Source organism: Amycolatopsis sp. NPDC051106, assembly GCF_040682775.1.
Classification (GTDB): Bacteria; Actinomycetota; Actinomycetes; order Mycobacteriales; family Pseudonocardiaceae; genus Amycolatopsis.
The window spans coordinates 293,678-315,747 of record NZ_JBFBBQ010000002.1 but is presented as its reverse complement, the minus strand read 5'-3'; the positions used below and the strand labels follow the sequence as shown (position 1 = coordinate 315,747).

Genomic DNA, 22,070 nt, shown 5'->3' with positions numbered 1-22,070 from the left:
ATTATGCACGCCCTTGCAAGGCTAAACAAACAGGATTACCGGGAAGTGGTCCCCGCCACCTTGGGATGCTGGACCGATGACGGACACCCCGGCGCGGCTGCTCGGCCTGCTCTCGCTGCTCCAGACGCCCCGGGAGTGGCCGGGCAGCGAGCTGGCCGGCCGGCTCGGCGTCAGCCCGCGCACGATCCGCCGCGACGTCGAGCGGCTGCGCGACCTCGGCTACCCGGTGGAGGCCAGCCGCGGCGTCGCGGGTGGCTACCGGCTGGTGGCCGGCACCGCGATGCCGCCGCTGGTGCTCGAGGACGACGAAGCCGTGGCGATCGCGGTCGGGTTGCGGACGGCCGCGGGGCAGACGGTCTCCGGGATCGAGGAGGCGTCCGTGCGGGCGCTGGCCAAGCTGGAACAGGTCCTGCCGGCGCGCCTGCGCCGCCGGGTGGGCACGATCGGCACGGCGACGGTCGCCGTGCCGGCCGTGGGACCGGCCGTCGACCCGGCCCAGCTGACCATGTTCGCCGGCGCGATCACCAACCGCGAAACGGTCCGATTCCGCTACCGCGCGAACGACGGTGCCGAGACGCGGCGCCGGGCCGAGCCCCTCCGGCTGGTCGCCACCGGCCGCCGCTGGTACCTGGTGGCCTACGACCTCGACCGCGCGGACTGGCGCATCTTCCGCGTCGACCGGGTCCGCGACGCCCAGGCGACCGGCGGCCGCGCCACCCCGCGCAACCCTCCAGCGACGGACCTGGCGGCCTACGTCGTCGAACGGCTCTACGACCTCGTGCCGACGTATCGGGCGGTGGCGGTGCTGACGGAACCGGCGTCTCGGGTGGCACCCCGCCTCGGCGTCGCGGCCGGCGAGCTGACCGACCTCGGCGACGGCCGCTGCCGGTGGCACAGTCACGCGGACACGGTGGACTGGCTCGCGTTCCGGTTGCTGGGGCTCGGTTGTGCGTTCACCGTCGAGGAGCCACCGGAGCTGGTGGCGCACCTGAGGGTGCTCGCGGATCGCGCTGCCGCGGCTTCCGGCGCGCGGGCTTGATCGGTGGTACGACACTGCTCCCCCTCCTCGATCGACGACCCGGTCAGAACTTCATGCGTTGCCGGCTGAGCCCATCTCGCCAGCTGTCGTCACCCGCGGCGAAGGCCGTGAACGCCTGGACGACCCGGGCCGGATCGGCGACCTCGACCCGGAAGTGCCGATCGGGCGATCCTTCGCTGTGTTTCACCGCGAACCATGACCGGTTGGTGGCCGCCCACTCTCCCGGACCGGCCCGGATGTAAGTGATCTCCTCGTTCGAGGACGCCAACCAGTTCTTCGCCGACAGCCTTCCCAGCACCGCCTCGATCTGCGCTGCGTCCGGGTTTTCGACGTGCGATCCGTCGCAAGCGTTCACGGGAAGAGGGACGGCCGGCAGCGGGCCGGTCCACTGTGGACCGGCCCGGCGTCGCTCAGGTCGGCTCGCCTCCGTCCAGGTCCGTGCGTCTGCTCGGCGGCACGGGGAGGTAGCAGCCCGGGTTCTCCGGGTCGCAGCCCACGCGGGGCAGCCGGGCGCGGATGCCGCCGGGGGTGCGTTCGAAGTACGCCGCGATCGCCGCGACGCTCTCCCCCGCGATCCACCGGGTCTCCAGCTCCGCGTCCATCTCCTCGTTCCACGGGCGGCCCTGCTGGGCAGGACGGCCCGCGGATCTTCGCCGCGGCCCCCGGCCCGTGCCGGTCGTGGACAGCAGACCGTCCGCGACGAGATCGGCCACCGTGGCCGCCACCGCGACGTCCAGGTCGAGGCTGCCCTCGGCGACCGGTTCGCCGCCGGGTCCGCCGGCTTCGAGGGTGATCATCACCCGCGGAGTCGGTTCGGCGCGGTCGTCGTCCGTCCTGGTCGCGACCACGATCTGGTAGGTGATTTCCTGGGCCCGGACCTCGGTCCGGCGCTCTTCGATGATCGACATGCCACGAAGCTAGCGCGCACCCCCGACAATTTTCGGCCACGCGCTGCTCACGGCCCACTTCGCTCCGAAACTGTCGGACCCCTCGCCTAACGTCCCTCCTCGACCACACCACGTGATCGGGAGGCGACGATGGGACAGCGGCGGAAGACCCGGAAAAGACACTGCCCCGGTCCGGGCGAACCGGACCGGGGCAGCGGACTGCGTCGATTTCGCTCAGAAGTGCAGCAGCTGGGCCAGCGTGCTCTGCTTCTCCTGGGCGGCCTTCGCGGAGTTGTCCGACTTCTGCGCCGCGGCGCCGTCGGGCTCCGGCGCCGGCACCGGTTCGCACTGGACGTCCGAGTGGTTGCCGGGCTGCCGCTGAGGCAGCTTGCCGGTGGCCAGGTAGTCGGCGATCCGGTCGTCCACACAGGACACGCCGGACAGCGAACCGGCGTGCGTCGTGCCACCCGGCGCGCTGATCAGGCTGGAGTTCGGGAACCGCTTCCGGACCTCGAGGCTGCCGGCGTACGGCGTCGCCGCGTCCAGCTCCTCGCTGATCAGCAGCGCCCCGGCCACCTTGCGGCCGTCGATGTCCACCGGCTTGCCCGCCTTCGCCGGCCAGTACACGCAGGGCGCGTTGAACCAGGCGTTGCCCCAGGTCTCGAACGGGGCCTTGAAGTAGGTCAGCCAGTTGTCGGCGCGCCACTTGTTCCAGTTGGTCGGCCACTGGACGTCAGTGCACTGGACGCCGAGGTAGACGGCGAACCCGTTGTCGTCGCCGGGCGGGTTCGAGCTGTCGTAGAGCGCCTTCAGCGTCTGCCAGTCACCCTTGTGGACGTAGCCGTCGAAGGCCTGGGCCATGTCGACCCAGCCGAACACGTAGTAGCCGGCCCGCAGGAAGATGTCGGTCCACTCGTCGCCGCCGATGACGCCGCCCGCCGGGTTCTTGGCGAGCTTGCGCTGCGTGTCGTACCAGAGCTTCTCGACGGCGGAACCGGTCTTGCCGAGGTGGTAAACGCTGTCGTGGGACGCCAGCCAGTCGAAGTAGATCTTGATGTTCTTGTCGAACGCGACGTCCTGATCGAGGTTGGCCTGGTACCAGACCTTCCGCGGGTCGACGTTGCCGTCCAGCACCATCCGGCGGACGTTCTTCGGGTACAGCGTGCTGTACACCTGGCCGAGGTAGGTGCCGTAGGAGAAGCCGTAGTAGTTGATCTGCTTCTCGCCCAGCGCCTTGCGCAGGCTGTCCATGTCCTGCGCGACGTCCGTCGTCTTGAGGTGGTCGAGGATCACGCCGTTCTTCTTGCACGCCTCGGCGTAGCCCTTCGAGCGGGCGAGCCAGGTCTTCTCGAGCGCCGACGTGGTCGGCACGTACGCCGGCCGGTTGTAGCTGAAGTAGTTCCCGTCGCAGCTGATCGACGGCTTGCTGGACCCGACGCCCCGCGGGTCGAAGCCGATCCAGTCGTAGTTGTCCCCCGCGTGGTTCGGCACGTACTTGCCGAGCACCGAGAGCCCGAGGCCGGACCCGCCCGGGCCGCCCGGGTTCACCAGCATGATCCCCTGCGACTGCGGGGTCTTGTGCTTGATCCGCGACACCGCGACGGAGACCTTCGCCCCGCCCGGCTTCGCGTAGTCCATCGGCACCTCGAGGAAGCCGCACTCGGCGCCCGCGGCCTTCAGGCTCGCCGACGCGCAGGGCCCCCAGGCGATCGGCGCGGGGCTGAACTGCACCCCGGGATCCGCCGAAGCGGCGGGCGCGGCGGCCAACAGCCCGGCCGCGAGCCCCACCGCGGCGACAGCGGCAACGATTCTCTTCACAGTCGTCCTTTTCATCCGCATTGGACAGATTTCGCCGTATTCCGGCGAAACTACCGGCAACCTTCGCCAATCTCGTCGACCGGCGCGACTTCCGCCATCCGTCTTTCGTCGGAACCTGCGCCGGTCTTCGCGTCGGAAAACCGTCGGTGCCCGGCAGTACGCTCCGGACCGCCGGAGCACGACAGGAGGACGCATGAGCGCGGACGAACAGCTGGTCAAGGCGATCCGCACCGGGCTGGCCGGGCTGGCGGACCCGGTCAAGGCGCCGGCCATGCAGGCGTACATGAAGTCGACCATGCCGTTCCGCGGGGTGGCTTCACCCGAGCGAAGCGTGCTTCTCAAGGGAATCTTGGCCGACCACATACTGCCCGATCGGGTGACATATACGGCGACCGTGCTGGAGCTGTGGCGGGAAGCCGAATTCCGCGAGGAGCGCTACGCGGCCATCGCGCTTTCCGGGCACCGGGCGTACCGGCAGTGGCAGGACCCGGAGCTGGTGCCGATGTACGAGGAGATGATCGTCAGCGGCGCGTGGTGGGACCACGTGGACGAGCTCGCCATCCGCCGCATCGGGCCGATCCTGCGCGCCGACCGGGCCCAGGTCACGGCGCTCATGCTGAGCTGGGCGGCCGACCGCGACCTCTGGCGCCGCCGCACGGCGATCATCTGCCAGATCGGCGCCAAGGAGGACACGGACACCGACCTGCTCACCCGCACGATCGAGCCGGCGATCGCCGAGCCGGAGTTCTTCCTGCGCAAGGGAATCGGCTGGGCCTTGCGCGAGTACGCGAAGACGGCACCGGACTGGGTCCGGTCCTTCGTGGACGATCACCCCGGGCTGTCCGGGTTGTCCCGCCGGGAGGCGCTCAAGCACATCGGCTGAGGTCCAGCCGCGGACGGACGTATCCAGACGGACGACACGCGTACCTGGGCGGACGACACGCGCGGGTCGCGTACCGGAACAGTCGGCTGGCGCGCCTGAACAGTCGGCTCGCGCACCCGAACGGTCGGCCCGCGACCTGGAGGGTCGGTTCGCGTGCCGGAACAGTCGGCTGGCGTACCTGGAGGGTCGGCTCGCGTACCTGGAGGGTCGGGTTGTGTGCCTGAGCGGGCGGGTTGGGTGTTGGGGCGTGCGGAGTGAGCTTGCGGGAGGCCGCCGGGGGTCGGAGTGCAAGCGTGTGGGTTGGCTGGAAATGGCGGGAGGGGCCGGTTTCCCGGCCCCTCCCGCACTGGAACTACCTCGCGCTCGCCGGCTAGGCGCGCAGGGTCGCGTCGAAGCGCTCGCCCGCCGCCGCCACCGCCGCGTCGCGGGCCTTGGTGGCCTCGTCGACCGTCAAGGTGCGGTCCGCCGCGCGGAAACGCAGCTTGTACGCCAACGACCGCTTGCCTTCGCCGATCTGCTCGCTCGCGTACACGTCGAACAGCGTGATGTCCTCGAGCAGCTCGCCCGCGCCGTCGCGCAGGACCGCGGCCAGGTCCGCCGTCGGCACGTCCGCCGCCGCGACCAGGGCCACGTCGAGCAGCACCGGCGGATACCCCGACACGCTCGGCGCCGGCCGGGAGTCCGGCAGCGGGATCGCGTCCAGGTCCAGCTCCATCGCCACCGTCCGCGGCGGCAGGCCGAGGGCCTCGACCACCTTGGGGTGCAGCTCACCGGCGTGACCGACCGGCCAGTCGCCGACCTGCAGCCGCGCGCAGCGGCCCGGGTGCCACGGCGGCAGGTCGGTGGCCTGCACCGTCAGCTCGATCCCGGCGGCCTCGGCGACCGTCCGGGCGGCCTGCACCGCGTCGGCCCAGTTCGCCGGTTCGCCGGCGCCCCACCAGCCGGCGCGGTGGCGCTGGCCGGCGAGCACCACGGCCACGTGCAGCGGCTGCTGCGGCACGGCCGCTTCGAGCAGCGCGAGCTCCTCGTCCGAAGGCCGCCCGTCGACGCCGAGGTCCGGCACCTTCAGCGGGTTCGGCGCGGGCAGCACCACCTGGCCGATGTGGTACAGCGAGACGTCCTTCATCCCACGCGACACGTTGCGCTGCAACGTGTCCAGCAGGCCCGGCAGCAGCGTCGTCGCCAGCCGGTCGCGGTCGGCCTCCAGCGGGTTGCGGACCTTCACCGTGGTGCGGCGGACGTCGTCCGCAGGCAGGCCGAAGGCGTCCCAGACCGTGTCGCTGATGAACGGGAACGGCCGCACCTCGATGTAGCCGGCTTCGGCCAGCGCCCGGGAAACGCTCCGGACGCGCCGCTGGGCGTCGGTCAGGCCGCGGCCGGCCGGGGCGGCGGGCAGCGTCGACGGGATGCTGTCGTAGCCCTCCAGCCGCAGCACCTCTTCGACGAGGTCCGCGGGCTGGCGCAGGTCGCCGCGCCAGCTCGGCGGGATCGCCGTGACCCGGCCGGTGCCGTCGTCACCCGTGCTGACCGAGACCTTGCAGCCGATCTGCGACAGGCGCCGGACGGTCACGCCGCGCTTGTAGTTCACGCCCGCGACCTTGTCGGGCAGGTTGATCGGCATCATGACCGGCGGGTTCGGCTCGACCGTGCCCTCGTCGGTGCGGCCGGGCTGGATCGCGGCGTCGCCGTACTGGCGCAGCAGGCGCGCGGCCAGCTCGACGGCGGCCGGGCACAGCTGCGGGTCGGTGAACCGCTCGAACCGCTTCGCGGCCTCGGAGAACAGCTTGTGCCGGCGCGCGGTGCGGCTGATCGAGGCCGGGTTCCAGTGCGCCGCCTCGAGCAGCACGTCGGTGCTTTCCGGCGTGATCTCGGTGCTCGCGCCACCCATCGTGCCGGCGAGCGAGATGACCCCGCTGTCGTCGGCGATGACCACGTCGTCCGGGTCGAGCGTGCGCTCGACGTCGTCCAGCGTGGTCAGCTTCTCGCCCGGCTTCGCCCTGCGCACCACCAGATCGCCCTGGATGGCTTTGGTGGCGAACGCGTGCAGCGGGTGCCCGAGCTCGAGCATCACGTAGTTGGTGACGTCGACGGCCAGCGAGATGGACCGGATGCCGGCCAGCATCAGCCGCCGCCGCATCCACCACGGCGTCGGCGCGGTCGCGTCCAGGCCGGTGACGCGCCGCAGCACGAACCGCGGGCAGCCTTCCGGGTCTTCGACGTGGACCGGCCAGGCGTCGCCCTCGGCCGCCGGGACCTCCAGCAGCGCCGGGTCGCCGAAGGCCACGTCCAGGGCGTTCGACAGCTCGCGCGCGAGGCCGCGGACCGACAGCGCGTAGCCGCGGTCGGGGGTCGGCGTCAGCTCGATCACGGTGTCGGCGAGGCCGAGCAGCTCGGCCGCGTCGTCACCCGGGCTCGCGGTGCCCGAGGGCAGCACGAGGATGCCGCTGTGGTCGTCGCCGAGGCCGAGCTCGCGGGCGGAGCAGATCATGCCGTCGCTGACCCGCCCGTAGGTCTTGCGGGACGCGATGGTGAAGTCGCCGGGCAGGACCGCGCCGGGCAGCGCCACGACGACCAGGTCGCCCTCGGCGAAGTTGCGGGCGCCGCAGACGATGCCGCGAGTCCGGATGCCGTGCGGGCCTTCGTCGAACTCGCCGGCTTCGTCGTCGTCCTCGTCTTCGTCGTCGGCCGGCTCTTCCGGCTCCTCGGCCTCTTCGCCGACGTCGACGCGGCAGAACCGGATCGGCTTCTTGAACTCGGTGAGCTCCTCGATCTCGGCCACCCGGCCGACGACCAGCGGGCCGGTCACCGGGCCGAGCTGCTTCAGGTCGTCGACCTCGATGCCGATCCGGACGAACGCGTCGGCCAGGTCCTGCGGCGTGACCTCCTCGCCGATGTCGAGGTGCTCGGTCAGCCAGCTGACGGGGACTCGCACTACGCCTCCGTTCCGAAGGGAAGGGTGAAGCGGACGTCGCCTTCCACCATGTCGCGCATGTCCGGGATCCCGTTGCGGAACTGCAGGGTGCGCTCGATGCCCATGCCGAAGGCGAAGCCCGAGTACACCTCGGGGTCGACGCCGCAGGCGCGCAGCACGTTCGGGTTGACCATGCCGCAGCCGCCCCACTCGACCCAGCCGGGGCCGCCCTTCTTCTCCTCGAACCAGACGTCCACCTCGGCGGACGGCTCGGTGAACGGGAAGAAGTGCGGACGCAGCCGCGTCTTCGAGCTTTCGCCGAACATCGCGCGGGCGAAGGCGTCCAGCGTGCCCTTGAGGTGCGCCATCGTGATGCCCTTGTCCACCGCGAGGCCCTCGACCTGCGTGAACACCGGGGTGTGCGTCGAGTCGAGCTCGTCGGTGCGGTACGTGCGGCCCGGGCAGACGACGTACACCGGCAAATCGCGGTGCAGCAGGGTGCGGGCCTGCACCGGCGAGGTGTGCGTGCGCAGCACCAGGCCGGAGTCCTCCTCGCCGACGTAGAACGTGTCCTGCAGCTGGCGGGCGGGGTGGTCCTTGCCGAAGTTCAGCGCGTCGAAGTTGAACCACTCGGCTTCGAGCTCCGGGCCTTCGGCCACCTCGTAGCCCATCGCGACGAACGCGTCGGCGACGCGCTCGGAAATGGTGCTGATCGGGTGCCGGGCCCCGCGCGGGACGCGGTCCCACGGGAGCGTGACGTCGACGGCCTCCTCGCGCAGCACCCGCTCGTCGCGCTCCACCTGGAGCTCGGCGCGGCGGGTGTCGAAGGCGGACTGGATGGCTTGGCGAGCCTCGTTGACGCGCTTGCCCGCCTCGGCCTTCTCCTGCTTGGGCAGGGCGCCGATCTCGCGGCGGGCCAGCATCAGCGGCGAGTGGTCGCCGAGATGAGCCGGCTTGACCTCGGCCAGCGCTTCGAGCCCGGTCGCGGCGGCGAACGCGGCTTCGGCGGCCTGGACCGCCTCCTGCAGCGTCTCGGGGGCGAGCACCGCGCTCTGGGCTTCCTTCTCCTTGGCTCCGGACATAACTCCTCGGCGTCCGCTGGGACTGGTCGTACGCGCGCCGCCGGACACGCGGCGCACGAGAGGTCAAAGGTGGGAAAAGTCTATGGGATCGGGTCCGCGCGCCCCCGGTCGCCCCGGGCCGCGCGGATGCGCTGTCAGCGCGCGCGGAACGCGCCGGCGAAGTCGACCGACGCGAACTCGCCGGGAACCGCGCCGTCGGCGGCGTAGCGGTACAGCGCCGTCTGGTAGATCCCGGACAAGGTCGTGGAGAAGACGGCGACGAGCACCGACCACACGATCGCCAGGCCCAGGCAGACGAACACGGTGGCGGTTCCGCCCAGGAGGAAGCCGGCGAGCAGCAGCACGGCGTAGCCGGCCAGGCTGAGGATGAAGCCGATCAGGCCGATCCCGGCGCCGCCGGCGGCGTTCTCGCCCCACGTCCGGCGGAACAGCTCCACCGAGCGCCGGACGCCTGCCTTCACCCCGGCGCCTTCCAGCATGATGATGGGCAGCACCAGGAACGTCGTGAGCCGCCAGGCCAGGCCGATCAGGCCGCTGATGATGCTCCCGAGGAAGCCGAGCCGCTCCTCGATCGCGCGCAGGACCGCGCTGACCGTCGCGGAGATGCCGGCCCAGCCGAGGAGCGCCGGCCACCGGCTCGCCGCCGCGGCCAGGCCCGCGCTGACCGCCGGGGAGCCGCCGCGCAGCGCGACGTCGGCCTGGGAGATCAGCCCTGCGTTGAAGAAGATCGTGACGAACGCCGAGACGAGGTAGAAGGCCGCGAGCAGCACCCACGAGCCGGCGGTGAGCCTGCCGTGGTCGGTGATCTCGACGTGCGACAGGAAGAACGCCGGGGTCAGGAACGCCCCGGCGACGAACAGCCCGGCGACGCCGGCCAGCACCGTGAACCAGGCCAGGCCCTTGTGGGCGCGCAGCACTCTGAGCGAAGCGACGAACAACGCGTACGAACGGGCGAGCCTGCCCATGATTCCCCCCGGTGACCACAGTGGATACCGGGGCAGCCTAGCGGCTGGTCAGCGGCGTGCCGCCATCGCGCTCGTGTAGACGCAGACGGCCGCCGCGGTGGCCAGGTTGAGGCTCTCCGCCTTGCCGTAGAGCGGGATCCGGACGGCGAGGTCGGCGCGGTCGAGGACGTCGGCGGACAGGCCGTGGGCCTCGTTGCCGAATACCCAGGCCGTCGGCTCGGTGAGATCCACCCGATCGAGGTCGGCGTCGGCGTAGCCGTGCGCGGCGAACGTGCGCAGGCCTGCCGACGAGCAGGCGGACAGGGCTGCCGGGACGTCGCGGACGCGCGCGATCGGCAGGTGGAACAGGCTGCCGGCGGCCGCGCGGACGCACTTGCCGTTGTGCGGGTCGACGGTGTCGCCCGCCAGGACGACGGCGTCGGCGCCCGCCGCGTCGGCGACGCGGATCACCGTGCCCGCGTTGCCGGGGTCGGCGACGTCCACCAGGACCACGACGAGCCGGGCGCCCGGTGCCACGGCCGCGTCGAGCGGACGGTCGAGCAGCGCGCAGACCGCCACGATGCCTTGGGGCGTCACGGTTTCGGACAGGCCGTCGGCGGCGCGGTCGGTGATCGGCGAGACCGCGACGCCGGCCGCGCGGGCCGCGTCGACCAGGTCCGCGTGCTGCGCCGCCGCGCGCTCGGTGACGAACAGCTCATGCACGGTGCCGTGGTCGAGGGCCGCCTCGACGGCGTTGGCACCTTCAGCCAGGAAACGGCCGGTCTTGTCACGTTCCGCGCGCCGCGTCAGCTTGCGCGCAGCAACGACCCGGGGGGTCCGTTCGGTGAACGGATCCACCCCGGGCCGGGGAAAACTGGCGGTCAGGCCGACTTCTTTTCGGTGTTCACGTTGGCCTTGGCGAGCTCGGCCAGCGCGGTGAAGGCGGCGGCGTCGTTGACGGCGAGGTCCGCGAGGATCTTGCGGTCGACCTCGACACCCGCGGCCTTGATGCCCTGGATGAACCGGTTGTAGGTCACGCCGTTCTCACGGGCGGCCGCGTTGATGCGGGTGACCCAGAGGCGGCGGAAGTCACCCTTGCGGGCACGACGGTCCCGGTAGGCGTAGTTGAGCGAGTGAAGCGTCTGCTCCTTGGCCTTGCGGTACAGCCGCGAACGCTGGCCGCGGTAGCCGCTGGCCAGTTCGAGAGTTGCGCGACGCTTCTTCTGGGCGTTGACCGCCCGCTTGACGCGTGCCACGGGTCCATCCTGTCGATCTCAGGGGGCGAAAGGGGAGCCGCCCCGGGTGGTTACAGCAAGTTCTGCGGGATCAGATGCCGAGCAGGCGCTTGACGCGGCCGGCCTCGGTCTTCGCCAGCTCGGTGGTGCCCTCGAGACGGCGGGTGAGGCGGTTCGACTTCTTCTCCATGAGGTGGCGGCGACCGGCCTTCTGGCGGCGCAGCTTGCCCGTGCCCGTGACGCGGATCCGCTTGGAGGTCCCGCTGTGGGTCTTCATCTTCGGCATTTCAGTCCTCTTTCGTGCGGCGGCTCACCGGAAATTCCGGTGAGCCGCTGACTGTGCTGGTCGGCGCCTACGCCTCGGGGGTCGGCTCCGGGGCCGCCTCGGCCTTGGCCTTCGGCTTCACGTTCTTGTGCGGGGCCAGCACCATGATCATGTTGCGACCGTCCTGCTTGGCCGACGATTCGACGAAGCCGAGCTCCGTGACGTCTTCGGCGAGCTTCTGCAGCAGCCGGTAGCCGAGCTCCGGCCGGGACTGCTCGCGGCCGCGGAACATGATCGTGACCTTGACCTTGTTGCCCGCCGCCAGGAAGCGCGACACGTGACCCTTCTTGGTCTCGTAGTCGTGCTGGTCGATCTTGGGGCGCAGCTTCTGTTCCTTGATGACGGTCAGCTGCTGGTTGCGACGCGACTCGCGGGCCTTCTGCGCGCTCTCGTACTTGAACTTGCCGAAGTCCATGAGCTTGCACACCGGCGGGCGGGCCTGCGGCGCGACCTCGACGAGGTCGAGATCGTTCTCCTGCGCCAGGCGCAGCGCATCCTCGATCCGGACGATGCCGACCTGTTCACCGGCGGGTCCGACGAGTCGGACCTCCGGCACCCGGATTCGGTCGTTGATGCGTGTCTCGGAGCTGATGGGGCCTCCTTGGTCCGAGGAATGTTTCCTGTTCTCGTTATCGACCTGGTGCCCACATAGCGAAGGCCCCGACACCTTGCGGTGCGCGGGGCCCACTCTGTTTCCGATCGTGCCGGGCCGCGAGGCCTGACACTTCACCCTGGACTTGACGTCCGGGCGAGACCGGACCCGGACACCTGTACGGTGACACGGGTGGGAGCGGGGCTCCACTTGCCGCCCCCGATCGCTCGGGGGCTGGTCGCTCGTGGAAGGGTACCAGACGTGTCAGATCAACCCTCCGAACAGCCCCCGTATTCCCCCGAAGCCCGCCACCTGGAGGACATCCCCAGCGTGGAGGTGATCAGCCGCGCGGCCGTGATGCTGCTGTCGGCCGGGGCCGAACGGCTCGGCCTGGCCGACCCCGACCCGGCGACCTCCCCGCACCGCGACCTCGACGAAGCCCGCCGGCTCATCACCGCGCTGGCCGGGCTCGTGACGGCGTCCGCCGAGTACCTGGGCCTGCACGCCGGGCCGTTGCGGGACGGTTTGCAGTCGCTCCAGAAGGCGTTCCGGGAGGCCTCGGCCGTGCCCGACGAGCCCGGCAAGGGCCCCGGCGAGAAGTACACCGGCCCCGTCTACTGACCGCAGTCCCCACCCTCTCGAGGTCCAGGGAGGGCGGGGCTGCTCGGCGGTCTCCCGGGCGAGCTCGGCAGTGGTTCGGTTGTCGCAAATGAGTCATTGGGGACGTCTGGCGCCGCGCCCGTGGCCTGCGCCGGGGCAGCCAGGCTGGGTGACTTTGCCGGAACCCCGCCCTCCCTGGGGGCGTGCCCTTGTCCAGCGTATCGGGGGTGCCCGACGCAATCCCGGGGAAAGGGGGCGGCCCGGGCGAGCTGCCCACATCACGGATGCCCTGTGGACAACCTTCCGAGCGAAGCTTGCCGGCCGAGCCATCCGACATCTAACATGTTAGATGTGAGTCTCTCGAAGGTCACTCGCCCGCTCCTGCGCGACGAGGCGTACGACCGCATCCGCCAGGCCATCGTCGACGGCACGCTGCCGCCCGGCGCTCCCCTGCGGGACGCCGACCTCGCCGACCAGCTCGGACTCTCGAAAGCACCCGTCCGGGAAGCGCTCCGGCGGCTGGCGGACGACGGCCTCGTCGACTCCAAGCCGCAGAGCTACACGCGGGTCTCCGACGTCATGTCCCGCGACGTCATCGATGCCCGGCAGATCGTGCGCGTCCTGCACGAGTTCGCCGTGCGGGAGGCGGCCTCGAGGTGCCGTCCGGCCGACGTCGCCGCGATGCGCGCGGCCAACGACCGGTTCGCCAAGGCCATCGAAGCCGGGGACATCGCCGCCGCCGTCCGAGCGGACGACGAGCTGCACGACGTCCCGGTCCGGCTGGCCGGGAACGCCGCCGTCGCCGCGACCCTCGACCGCTACACGCCGCTGCTGCGCCGGCTGGAGCACGCCCGGTTCAGCTCCGCGCTGGCCTGGAATTCGGTCGAGCGCCACACGAAGCTCATCGACGCGCTCGAGGCCCACGACACCGGGACCGCCGTCTCCGTGATCTCGACCATCTGGACCGACCTGCTGGAGGACCGATGACCCTGGCCGACTTCCCGCGCTACCCGCTGCTGTTCGGCCCGTCGCCGGTGCACCCCCTCGAACGCCTCACCGAGCACCTCGGCGGCGCGAAGGTCTGGGCCAAGCGCGAAGACGTCAACTCGGGCCTGGCCTACGGCGGCAACAAGACGCGCAAGCTCGAATACCTCGTCGCGGACGCCCTGAAAGCAGGAGCCGACACCCTGGTCTCCATCGGCGGCGTCCAGTCCAACCACACCCGGCAGGTCGCGGCCGCCGCCGCGCGCGCCGGGCTGAAGGCCGTGCTGGTGCAGGAAAGCTGGGTCGACTGGCACGACCCGCTCTACGACAAGGTCGGCAACATCCAGCTCTCGCGGATCCTCGGCGCGGACGTCCGGCTCGTCGAAGCCGGCTTCGGCATCGGGTTCAAGCAGGCGTGGGAGGACGCCGTCGCGGAGATCGAAGCCAATGGCGGCAAGCCGTACGCCATCCCGGCCGGCGCGTCGGACCACCGGCTCGGCGGGCTCGGCTTCGCGAACTGGATCGTCGAACTCGAAGCCCAGGAAGCGGAACTCGGTGTCTTCTTCGACACCGTGATCGTCTGCTCGGTCACCGGCAGCACGCAGGGCGGCATGGTCGCCGGGGTGGCCGGGAACAAGAACCGGCGCATCCTCGGCATCGACGCCTCCGCGAAGCCTGACGAGACCCGCGAGCAGATCACGCGCATCGCGCGCGACACGGCCGAACTGATCGGCGCCGGCGAGATCGCGGAAGTCGAGCTGGACGACCGTTACCACGCCGGGATCTACGGCATCCCCGACAAGTCCACTGTGGACGCTATCGAGACGTGCGCCCGGCTGGAGGGCATGATCACCGACCCCGTGTACGAGGGCAAGTCGATGGCGGCACTCATCGACCTGGTCGGCCGGGGCGAAATCGACCGCGGCTCGAACGTCCTCTACGCCCACCTCGGCGGGCAGCCCGCGCTCAACGGCTACACGAGCGTGCTCGGCTGAGCCCCCTGGGGCCGGGAAACCGGCCCCAGGGAAAGACCTCAGTCCAGCACGCAGAGCACGTCGATCTCGACGAGGAGCTCGCCCGGGAGGCCGACGTACACCGTCGTGCGGGCGGCGTGCGGCGCGTCGCCGATCAGCTCGTTGTAGACCTCGTTGAACGGCGCGAAGTGCGCCGTGTCGGTCAGGTACACCCGCACCATGATCGCGTCGGCCAGGCTCGCACCCGCTTCGGCGAGCACGGCTTCGATGTTCTTGAACGTCTGGCGGGTCTGGCCCGCGACGTCGTCGCCGACGATCTCGTTGGTGGCCGGGTCGAACGCGACCTGGCCGGCGACCTGCAGGAGGTTCCCCTTGCGGACGGCCTGCGAGAACTTCGCCGGCGGCTTCGGCGCGTTCTCGGTGGAAACTGCCGTCTTGCTCATCAGTGCCCCTTTCCGTTCTCCGTCCATCCACTGTGGACGGAAGCTTCCGTGGTCGCGGCGCGCAGGTCCGGGACCAGCGCCAGCAGGCCTTCGTAGTCGAGCAGCACCTTCGGCACCGACATCGACGCGGCGGCCAGCACCTCGCCGTCCGCCCCGCGGACCGGTGCCGCGATGCAGTGGATGAAGTCCTCGTGCTCGGCGTTGTCGACGGCGTACCCGAGCCTGCCGACGCGCTCCAGCTCCGCCAGGAAGTCCGACGGCGTCTTGATCGTGTTCGGCGTCAGCACCGGGTACTCGATGGACCGCGCGATCTCCTCACGGCGAGCCGGCGGCATCGCCGCGACGAGCACCTTGCCCACCGCGGTGCAGTGCAGCGGCGCGCGCTTGCCGACGCGCGAGTACATCCGCACGGAGTGCCGGCCCTCGTACTTGTCGATGTAGACGACTTCGCCGTCGTCGTAGCTGGCCAGGTGCACAGTGTGCCCGGTGCGCGCGTTGAGCGCGGCCAGCGCGGGCTGCGCGCTGCGGCGGACGTCGATCGAGTCGAGGGCTTGGTTGGCCAGGTCGAACATCGCGCTGCCCAGGCGGTAGTACCGCGTGCCCTCGCGCCGGACGAAGTGGTGCTGTTCGAGGGTGCGCAGCAGGCGCAGCACCGTCGACTTGTGGACGCCGATCTCGTCGGCGAGGTCGTCGAGCGTGCACGCGTCCTTCGCAATCGAATTCAGCAGCGTCAGCGCGCGATCGAGACTTTGACTCAAGCGAGCACGCCCTCTCCGGTCAGCCGGGCCGAACGCCACTCGTCCGGATCCGCCCGGAGCAGGCTATCGACGACCGTGCGCGGCAGGGGCACCCCGACGTCGTCGTGGGTGAGCAGGGTCGCCGCGGCCTGCAGATGACCTTGCCGCAACCGCGCCAGGGGTTCGGCGCCCCGCAGCGTCGCGGCCAGGAAACCCGCGGCGAACGCGTCCCCGGCGCCGACCGGCTCGACGACGTCGACCCGCAGCGCCGGCGCGAACAGCGGCTCCCCTTCGACCAGCGTCGCGCCGCGTTCGCCGTGCTTGACGACGAGCGTGCGCGGCCCCGGCAGCAACGCCCGCAGCTCGGCCGGGTCGCCGGTCCCCCAGACGTGCTGGGCCTCGTCGTCACCGGTCAGGACGATGTCGGCCTGCCCGGCCAGCTCCGCGAGCAGCCGGGGGTCGCGGCCCGCCCAGAGCGCGGGGCGCAGGTTGACGTCGAACGAGATCAGCCGGTCGCCGCGGGGCAGCTCCAGCAGGGCGCGCACCAGCGCGAGGCAGCTCTCGGACAGCGCGGGTGTGATGCCGGACAGGTGCAGCACGCGGACACCGTCGAGATCGAGCCGGTCCAGCAGCGAAGGGCCCATCCCGGACGCCGCGGAGCCCGCCCGGTAGTAGCGCACCGGGCTGCCGCCGGCGCCGCTTTCCTTGATGTAGAGCCCGGTCGGGCGCACCGGGTCGACGGAGCACGCGCTGACGTCGACGCCGTGGGAAGCGATCTCCCGCAGCATCGCCCGGCCGAACGGGTCGTCGCCGACCGTGCTCACCCAGCCGCTCGGCACGCCGAGGGCCGGCAGGTGGCAGGCCACGTTCGACTCGGCGCCGCCGATCGTGCGCGTCCACCGCTTCACCTCGTCCGGTGGGCCGGGTTCGGCGGGCACGAACAGGGCCATCGTCTCGCCGACACAAAGCACCTCGGGCCCGCTCGTCACTTTCCGTCTCCCCCGTTCGTCACCCCGTTGACCTGTGGCGACCCGGATGCTACACCTATGGCACTCAAAATGCGCAACAGTCGTTGCAACATACGCAACCGAGGTCGCCGCCGATGAAACCCTGCCTGATGGACCCCGCCGCGCTCGCCGCCCTCCGCGACGAGCGGATCGACTGGCGCTTCCGCTCGGCTGCCCCCGCCCTGACCGGGCTCACGCTCACCGAAGCCGCGGACCGGCGGCTGAACCTGTTCACCGACGGGTTCTTCGCACCCTTCGTCGTCCTCGACGACGACGCCCTCGAGCACAACCTGCGGACGATGGCCGCGTGGTGCGCCGCCCGCGGCGTCGTGCTCGCCCCGCACGGCAAGACGACCATGGCCCCGCAGCTGTTCGCCCGCCAGATCGAGCACGGCGCGTGGGGCATCACCTGCGCGAATGCCGGTCACCTGCGGATCTACCGCGCCTTCGGCGTCTCCCGGATCCTGCTGGCCAACCAGTTCCTGGACCCGTCGGGCCTGCGCTGGCTGGCCGCCGAGCTGGCGGCCGACCCGGACTTCGAGTTCGTCTGCTGGGTCGACTCGGTTCGCGGCGTCCAGCTGATGACAGAAGCCCTCGAAGGCACCGAACGGCCGGTCGACGTCCTCCTCGAACTGGGCGCCGACGGCGGCCGCACGGGCGTGCGCGACACCGCGACCGCGCTGGCCGTCGCCGAAGCGGTGCACGCGAGCCCGGCCCTGCGGCTGCGCGGCACCGGCGGTTACGAAGGCGCGCTCTCGCACGACACCGACGAAGCCGCGCTCGCGAAGATCAGCTCGTATGTGGACGGGCTCCGGGACCTCGCGATCACGTTCGCGGACAAGGGACTGCTCGACGGGCAGATCATCGTCACCGCCGGCGGCAGCGCGTACTTCGACCAGGTCGCGAACGAGCTGACCAAGCCGTGGCCGGACGGCCTCGACGTGTTGCCGGTGCTGCGCAGCGGCGCGTACGTCACCCACGACGACGGCTTCTACCGCGAGATCTCCCCGCTCGGCGACCACCCGCGCATCGACGGCGTCGCGTCGTTCCGGCCCGCTCTGCGCGCCTGGGCGCAGGTGACGTCCAAGCCGTCGGACGAGCTGGCGCTGCTGACCATCGGCAAGCGCGACGCGTCCTTCGACGAGGGCATGCCCGAGCCGCAGCTGCGCCGCACCCCGACCGGCCCCGCCGAACCGCTCGAAGGGCACGTCGTCGCGAAGATGAACGACCAGCACGCGTTCCTCACGCTGCCCGCCGGGTCGCCGGTCGAGGTCGGCGACTGGATCGGGCTCGGTCTCTCGCACCCGTGCACGGTGTTCGACAAGTGGCCGCTGCTGCCGGTGACCGCCGCGGACGGCGAAACCGTCGTCGACCTCGTCCGGACGTGGTTCTGATGGACGTCGTCGTCAAGAACGCGCTGGTCGCCGACGGCACCGGCGAACCGCTCGCCCGTCACGACGTCGGCATTGCCGGCGGGAAGATCGCGGAGGTCGCCGACGCGGGCTCGCTGACCGGCGGGCGGACGATCGACGCCGGCGGGCTGGTGCTCGCGCCCGGGTTCATCGACATGCATTCGCACTCCGACCTGCAGCTGCTGGCGACCCCGGAGCACCCGGCCAAGATCACCCAGGGCGTCACGACGGAGGTGCTCGGCCAGGACGGGCTCTCGTACGCACCGGTCGACGACGCCGTGCTCGAAGCGCTGCGGCAGCAGCTCGCCGGGTGGAACGACGACCCGGCCGGCTTCGACTGGAACTGGCGTTCGGTCGGCGAGTACCTCGACCGGCTCGATCGGGGCATCGCGGTCAACGCCGCGTACCTGGTGCCGCAGGGCACGGTCCGGATGCTCGCCGTCGGCTTCGACGACCGGCCCGCGACGGACGCCGAGCTGACCCGGATGAAGGAGCTCGTCGCGACCGGCCTCGCCGAGGGGGCGATGGGGATGTCGTCGGGACTCACCTACACGCCCGGGATGTACGCGGAAACCGATGAGCTGGTCGAGTTGTGCAAGGTCGTCGCCGAGGGCGGCGGGTTCTACAGCCCGCACCACCGCAGCTACGGCAAGGGCGCGCTCGAAGCGTTCGCCGAGATGATCGACGTCTCCCGGCGTTCCGGCTGTCCGCTGCACCTGGCGCACGCGACGATGAACTTCTCGGTGAACAAAGGCAAAGCGCCCGACCTGCTGAAGCTCCTCGACGACGCGCTCGACGACGGCTGCGACATCTCTCTCGACACCTACCCGTACCTGCCGGGCGCGACCTACCTCTCGGCGCTGCTGCCGAGCTGGGCCACCGAGGGCGGGCTCGACGCGACCCTCGCCCGGCTGTCCGATGTGGACGCACGCGAGCGGATCCGCGCCGAGATCGAGGAGTCCGGTTCGGACGGTGCGCACGGCGTGCCGATCGACTGGGACGCCATCGAGATCAACGGTGTCCGCAACGAGCACAACGCCCACCTCGTCGGGCACAGCGTCGCCGCGTCGGCCACCCAGCACAACGTGGCACCCGCGGCGCTGTACTTCGACACGCTGCTCGACGAACGCCTCGGCACGTCGTGCCTGATGCACGTCGGGCACGAGGAGAACGTCCAGGCGATCATGCGGCACCGCACGCACACCGGCGGCAGCGACGGCCTGCTCGTCGGCGCGCGGCCGCACCCGCGCGCGTGGGGCACGTTCCCCCGCTACCTCGCCCGGTACGTCCGCGAGCTGGGCGTGCTGGACCTCGCCGAGTGCGTCGCCCACCTGACCGGGCGGGCCGCGCGGCGGCTGCGGCTGACCGACCGCGGCCTCGTCCGCGCCGGGTACGCCGCCGACCTGGTGCTGTTCGACCCCGACGCGGTCGCCGACACCGCCACCTTCGACGACCCGCGGCAACCGGCCGCGGGGATCACCCACGTGTTCGTCAACGGCGTCGCCGCCCTCGACGACGGCCGTCCCACCGGCGCCCTCGCCGGTGCGTCCCTGCGCAACCCCCGGAGAGCTCGATGATCCACTGGCTGCAACACACCACCGGCGGGCTGCTGACGCTCGCCGCCGTCTCGATCGCCGTCCTGCTGGTGCTGATCGTCAAGCTCAAGATCGAGCCGTTCATCGCCCTGATCGTGGTCGGCCTGCTCACCGCGCTGGCCGCGGGCCTGCCGGTCGGCACCATCGTCGGCACCGCGCAGAAGTCGTCGGACTCCTTGCTGGAAAAGGGGTTCGGCGGCATCCTCGGGCACATCACGGCGATCATCGGGCTCGGCACGCTGCTCGGGTCGATCCTGGAACGCTCGGGTGGCGCGAAGGTGCTCACCGGGGCGCTGCTGCGGGGCTTCGGCGAGAAGCGGGCACCGTTGGCCATGGGTGTCGCCGGGTTCATCTTCGGCATCCCGGTGTTCTTCGACATCGGCATCTTCGTGCTGGCGCCGCTGGTGTACGTCGCGGCGAAGCAGGGTAAGCGCTCGCTGGTGCTCTACGCGATGCCGCTGATCGCGGGCCTGTCGATCACGCACGCGTTCCTGCCGCCGCACCCGGGCCCGGTGGCCGCGGCCGGGCTGCTGCACGTCGAGCTCGGCTGGATCATCCTGATGGGCCTGGCCTGCGGCATCCCCGCGTTCCTCGTCGGCGGCGTGCTGTACGCGACCTGGATCGGCAAGCGCATCGACGTCGAGGTGCCCCAGGAGATGATCGTCGCCGAAGAAGAAGGCGAAGAAGAGGAGAGCGTGCCGTCGCTGGCGCTGGTCGGGTCGATCATCGCGGTGCCGCTGGTGCTCATCCTCGCCGGCACGTTCGGCAGCATCTGGCTGCCGAAGGGCTCCGCGCTCTCGGGCGTCGCCGCGTTCATCGGCACGCCGGCGGTCGCGCTGACCGTCGCCGTGCTGCTGGCGTCCTGGCTGCTGGGGCTGCGCCGCGGGTTCACCGGCAAGGACCTCAACGAACTGGCCGCGAAGTCGCTGCGGCCGGTCGCGATGATCCTGCTCGTCGTCGGCGCGGGCGCGTTCTTCGGCGCGGTGCTTTCGGCCACCGGCATCGGCAAGGCCGTCGCCGACTCGCTGCACGACGCCGGGCTGCCGGTGCTGCTCGCGGCGTACGTGATCAGCTGCGGCATGCGGATCGCGCAGGGTTCGGCGACCGTCGCCATCGTGACCACGAGCGGGATCATCGCGCCGACCGTGGCGCAGCTCGGGTATTCGCAGGTGCAGCTGGCCCTGCTGGTCATGGCGATCTCCGCCGGGTCGATCATCGCGTCGCACGTCAACGACGGTGGCTTCTGGATCGTTTCGCGGTACTTCAACATGAGCGTGGTCCAGACGCTGAAGTCGTGGACGGCACTGGAAACCGTGCTTTCCGTTTCCGGTTTCGCGGTTTCGGCATTGCTCATGGCCGTGGTCTAGACCATACTGGAGGGAGCCGCCGCCCGAACCGTTGGGAGACAATGACGATGACCGGACTTTCCCGTCGTACGTTCCTCGGCGCCGCCGCGGGGGCGAGTGCCGCGACCGTGCTCGGTGCGCAGCTCGCTTCCGCTGCCACCACTTCGAAGGGCTGCATCGCCGGAGGGACCGTGTACATCGGCAGCTACACCAGCGGGGCGGGCGGCCACGGCCTCGACGTCTCGAGCCGGTCGGGCGCCACGCTGGGCCCGGTCCGCACGGTGCCGGACATCACCGACACGTCGTGGTTCGACCGCGCCGCCGACGGCAAGACCCTCTACGTCACCAACGAAGGCGATCCGGACGGGTTCGTCTCGGCACTGAACATCGCCGACGCCGCGAACCCGAAGCCGCTCAACAAGGTTTCGTCGAAGGGCGGCGCGCCGACGCACCTGAGCGTGCACTCGAGCCAGAAGTACGTGCTGGCGGCGAACTACAGCTCGGGCAGCGTCGTCGTGCTGCCGATCCTGGCCGGCGGCAAGCTCGGCGCGGCCACGGACCTGGTGACGCACCGGGCCGATTCCGGGCAGGCGCACGCCCACCAGGTCGTCAACGACCCGACCGGGCGCTGGGTGCTGTCGGTCGACCTCGGCGCCGACTCGGTGTACGTCTACTCCCTCGACGTCGCCGCCGGGAAGCTTTCGCTGCACCAGCAGCTGAAGCTGCCGGCCGGGGCCGGGCCGCGGCACCTCGCGTTCGACCGGACCGGGACGTTCGCCTACATCCTGCAGGAGCTGCGCCCGGAGGTGACGGTCGCGAGCTGGGACGCGGCCGCCGGGACACTGAAGGCGCTTTCCGTCGTGCCCGCCGTGCCGCCGGGCAGCACCGGCGACCTGTTCCCCGGCGAGATCACCCTGTCCAAGGACGGGAAGTTCGCCTACGCCACCGTCCGCGGGCCCAACACCCTGGCGACGTTCTCCGTCGCCGGGGAGACGCTGAAGCTGGTGTCCACTGTGTCCAGTGGCGGCAACTGGCCCCGGCACGTCGCCCTCGACCCCGGCGAGAACTGGTTCTACGTCTCGAACCAGCGTTCCGGCACCGTCACCTGGCTGCCGCGCGACCCGGCCACCGGCCTGCCCGGCGCGGTCGCCGGCAGCCTCGCGGTCCCCGACGTCAACTCCGTCTACTTCGCCTGAGCACGAACCCTCGTGAGTGTTCAGCCAGGTTCCAACCCGGCTGAACACTCACGAGGGGCA

22 protein-coding genes are annotated in these 22,070 nt (G+C 71.0%); 9 read left to right on the top strand and 13 right to left on the bottom strand.

What is annotated here, in order from left to right; translation table 11 throughout:
• Positions 1–76 precede the first annotated feature (76 nt).
• Complete coding sequence (locus AB0M83_RS03215) at positions 77–1,039, top strand: YafY family protein (protein ID WP_364511659.1); 963 nt, start codon at positions 77–79, stop codon at positions 1,037–1,039.
• Between the two features lie 43 nt (positions 1,040–1,082).
• Here the strand turns inward: AB0M83_RS03215 and AB0M83_RS03210 are convergent, their stop codons facing one another.
• From AB0M83_RS03210 to AB0M83_RS03200, 3 genes are all read right to left on the bottom strand, one after another.
• On the bottom strand, positions 1,083–1,394 hold the full coding sequence (locus AB0M83_RS03210; protein WP_364511656.1) for a hypothetical protein: 312 nt from the start codon (positions 1,392–1,394) through the stop codon (positions 1,083–1,085).
• Between the two features lie 55 nt (positions 1,395–1,449).
• Positions 1,450–1,947 (bottom strand): helix-turn-helix domain containing protein, encoded by a 498-nt coding sequence (locus tag AB0M83_RS03205; protein WP_364511653.1) that lies wholly within the window; start codon positions 1,945–1,947, stop codon positions 1,450–1,452.
• Between the two features lie 213 nt (positions 1,948–2,160).
• Positions 2,161–3,744 carry an alpha/beta hydrolase gene (locus AB0M83_RS03200; RefSeq protein ID WP_364511650.1) on the bottom strand — a complete coding sequence of 528 codons (1,584 nt, stop codon included), beginning with the start codon at positions 3,742–3,744 and terminating at the stop codon, positions 2,161–2,163.
• A 193-nt stretch (positions 3,745–3,937) separates the two neighbouring features.
• Between AB0M83_RS03200 and AB0M83_RS03195 the strand changes: the two genes are divergently transcribed.
• Positions 3,938–4,627, top strand: coding sequence for a DNA alkylation repair protein (locus tag AB0M83_RS03195; protein ID WP_364511647.1), 690 nt, complete (start codon positions 3,938–3,940; stop codon positions 4,625–4,627).
• A 370-nt stretch (positions 4,628–4,997) separates the two neighbouring features.
• Here AB0M83_RS03195 and pheT read toward each other — a convergent pair whose 3' ends face one another.
• From pheT to infC, 7 genes are all read right to left on the bottom strand, one after another.
• Entirely contained in the window at positions 4,998–7,559 is a 2,562-nt protein-coding gene (pheT, locus tag AB0M83_RS03190) for a phenylalanine--tRNA ligase subunit beta (RefSeq protein ID WP_364511644.1), read from the bottom strand.
• Positions 7,559–8,620 carry a phenylalanine--tRNA ligase subunit alpha gene (gene pheS / locus AB0M83_RS03185; RefSeq protein WP_364511641.1) on the bottom strand — a complete coding sequence of 354 codons (1,062 nt, stop codon included), beginning with the start codon at positions 8,618–8,620 and terminating at the stop codon, positions 7,559–7,561. The genes pheT and pheS overlap by 1 nt, the downstream gene beginning before the upstream one ends.
• A 134-nt stretch (positions 8,621–8,754) precedes the next feature.
• A complete protein-coding gene (locus tag AB0M83_RS03180; protein WP_364511639.1) occupies positions 8,755–9,585 on the bottom strand; it encodes a DUF6159 family protein in 831 nt (276 codons plus the stop codon).
• A 48-nt stretch (positions 9,586–9,633) separates the two neighbouring features.
• The gene (locus tag AB0M83_RS03175) at positions 9,634–10,422 is read right to left on the bottom strand and encodes an RNA methyltransferase (protein WP_364511636.1); all 789 of its coding nucleotides are present in this window, start codon (positions 10,420–10,422) and stop codon (positions 9,634–9,636) included.
• 23 nt (positions 10,423–10,445) lie between these two features.
• A complete protein-coding gene (gene rplT, locus AB0M83_RS03170) occupies positions 10,446–10,820 on the bottom strand; it encodes a 50S ribosomal protein L20 (protein ID WP_364511634.1) in 375 nt (124 codons plus the stop codon).
• A gap of 70 nt (positions 10,821–10,890) precedes the next feature.
• On the bottom strand, positions 10,891–11,085 hold the full coding sequence (rpmI, locus tag AB0M83_RS03165; RefSeq protein WP_086672342.1) for a 50S ribosomal protein L35: 195 nt from the start codon (positions 11,083–11,085) through the stop codon (positions 10,891–10,893).
• A 67-nt stretch (positions 11,086–11,152) separates the two neighbouring features.
• Positions 11,153–11,791, bottom strand: coding sequence for a translation initiation factor IF-3 (gene infC / locus AB0M83_RS03160; RefSeq protein ID WP_364511729.1), 639 nt, complete (start codon positions 11,789–11,791; stop codon positions 11,153–11,155).
• 186 nt (positions 11,792–11,977) lie between these two features.
• Between infC and AB0M83_RS03155 the strand changes: the two genes are divergently transcribed.
• The 3 genes from AB0M83_RS03155 to AB0M83_RS03145 all read left to right on the top strand — a co-directional run bounded on the left by AB0M83_RS03155 (position 11,978) and on the right by AB0M83_RS03145 (position 14,295).
• Positions 11,978–12,337, top strand: coding sequence for a DUF1844 domain-containing protein (locus tag AB0M83_RS03155; protein WP_364386120.1), 360 nt, complete (start codon positions 11,978–11,980; stop codon positions 12,335–12,337).
• 330 nt (positions 12,338–12,667) lie between these two features.
• Complete coding sequence (locus tag AB0M83_RS03150; RefSeq protein WP_364511632.1) at positions 12,668–13,303, top strand: GntR family transcriptional regulator; 636 nt, start codon at positions 12,668–12,670, stop codon at positions 13,301–13,303.
• Positions 13,300–14,295 carry a 1-aminocyclopropane-1-carboxylate deaminase gene (locus AB0M83_RS03145; RefSeq protein WP_364511630.1) on the top strand — a complete coding sequence of 332 codons (996 nt, stop codon included), beginning with the start codon at positions 13,300–13,302 and terminating at the stop codon, positions 14,293–14,295. The genes AB0M83_RS03150 and AB0M83_RS03145 overlap by 4 nt, the downstream gene beginning before the upstream one ends.
• Before the next feature lie 38 nt (positions 14,296–14,333).
• Here the strand turns inward: AB0M83_RS03145 and AB0M83_RS03140 are convergent, their stop codons facing one another.
• Genes AB0M83_RS03140 through AB0M83_RS03130 form a run of 3 tightly spaced genes read right to left on the bottom strand, consistent with a single transcriptional unit; the run spans position 14,334 to position 16,443 of the window.
• Positions 14,334–14,717: a RidA family protein gene (locus tag AB0M83_RS03140; protein ID WP_364511628.1), complete on the bottom strand. Its 384-nt coding sequence runs from the start codon at positions 14,715–14,717 to the stop codon at positions 14,334–14,336.
• A complete protein-coding gene (locus tag AB0M83_RS03135) occupies positions 14,717–15,475 on the bottom strand; it encodes an IclR family transcriptional regulator (protein ID WP_364511626.1) in 759 nt (252 codons plus the stop codon). Before AB0M83_RS03135 ends, AB0M83_RS03140 begins: the two co-directional genes overlap by 1 nt.
• On the bottom strand, positions 15,472–16,443 hold the full coding sequence (locus AB0M83_RS03130; protein ID WP_364511624.1) for a sugar kinase: 972 nt from the start codon (positions 16,441–16,443) through the stop codon (positions 15,472–15,474). Before AB0M83_RS03130 ends, AB0M83_RS03135 begins: the two co-directional genes overlap by 4 nt.
• Positions 16,444–16,556: 113 nt before the next feature.
• On the opposite strand from AB0M83_RS03130, the gene AB0M83_RS03125 reads away from it, so the two are divergent.
• From AB0M83_RS03125 to AB0M83_RS03110, 4 genes are read left to right on the top strand one after another with little or no spacing between them, the layout of a single operon-like run.
• Positions 16,557–17,855 carry an amino acid deaminase gene (locus AB0M83_RS03125; protein ID WP_364511622.1) on the top strand — a complete coding sequence of 433 codons (1,299 nt, stop codon included), beginning with the start codon at positions 16,557–16,559 and terminating at the stop codon, positions 17,853–17,855.
• Positions 17,855–19,450 carry a D-aminoacylase gene (locus AB0M83_RS03120; RefSeq protein ID WP_364511620.1) on the top strand — a complete coding sequence of 532 codons (1,596 nt, stop codon included), beginning with the start codon at positions 17,855–17,857 and terminating at the stop codon, positions 19,448–19,450. The genes AB0M83_RS03125 and AB0M83_RS03120 overlap by 1 nt, the downstream gene beginning before the upstream one ends.
• Entirely contained in the window at positions 19,447–20,835 is a 1,389-nt protein-coding gene (locus AB0M83_RS03115) for a gluconate:H+ symporter (RefSeq protein WP_364511617.1), read from the top strand. The genes AB0M83_RS03120 and AB0M83_RS03115 overlap by 4 nt, the downstream gene beginning before the upstream one ends.
• A gap of 47 nt (positions 20,836–20,882) precedes the next feature.
• Positions 20,883–22,010, top strand: a complete 1,128-nt coding sequence (locus tag AB0M83_RS03110; protein ID WP_364511614.1) for a lactonase family protein — start codon at positions 20,883–20,885, stop codon at positions 22,008–22,010.
• Positions 22,011–22,070 lie beyond the last annotated feature (60 nt).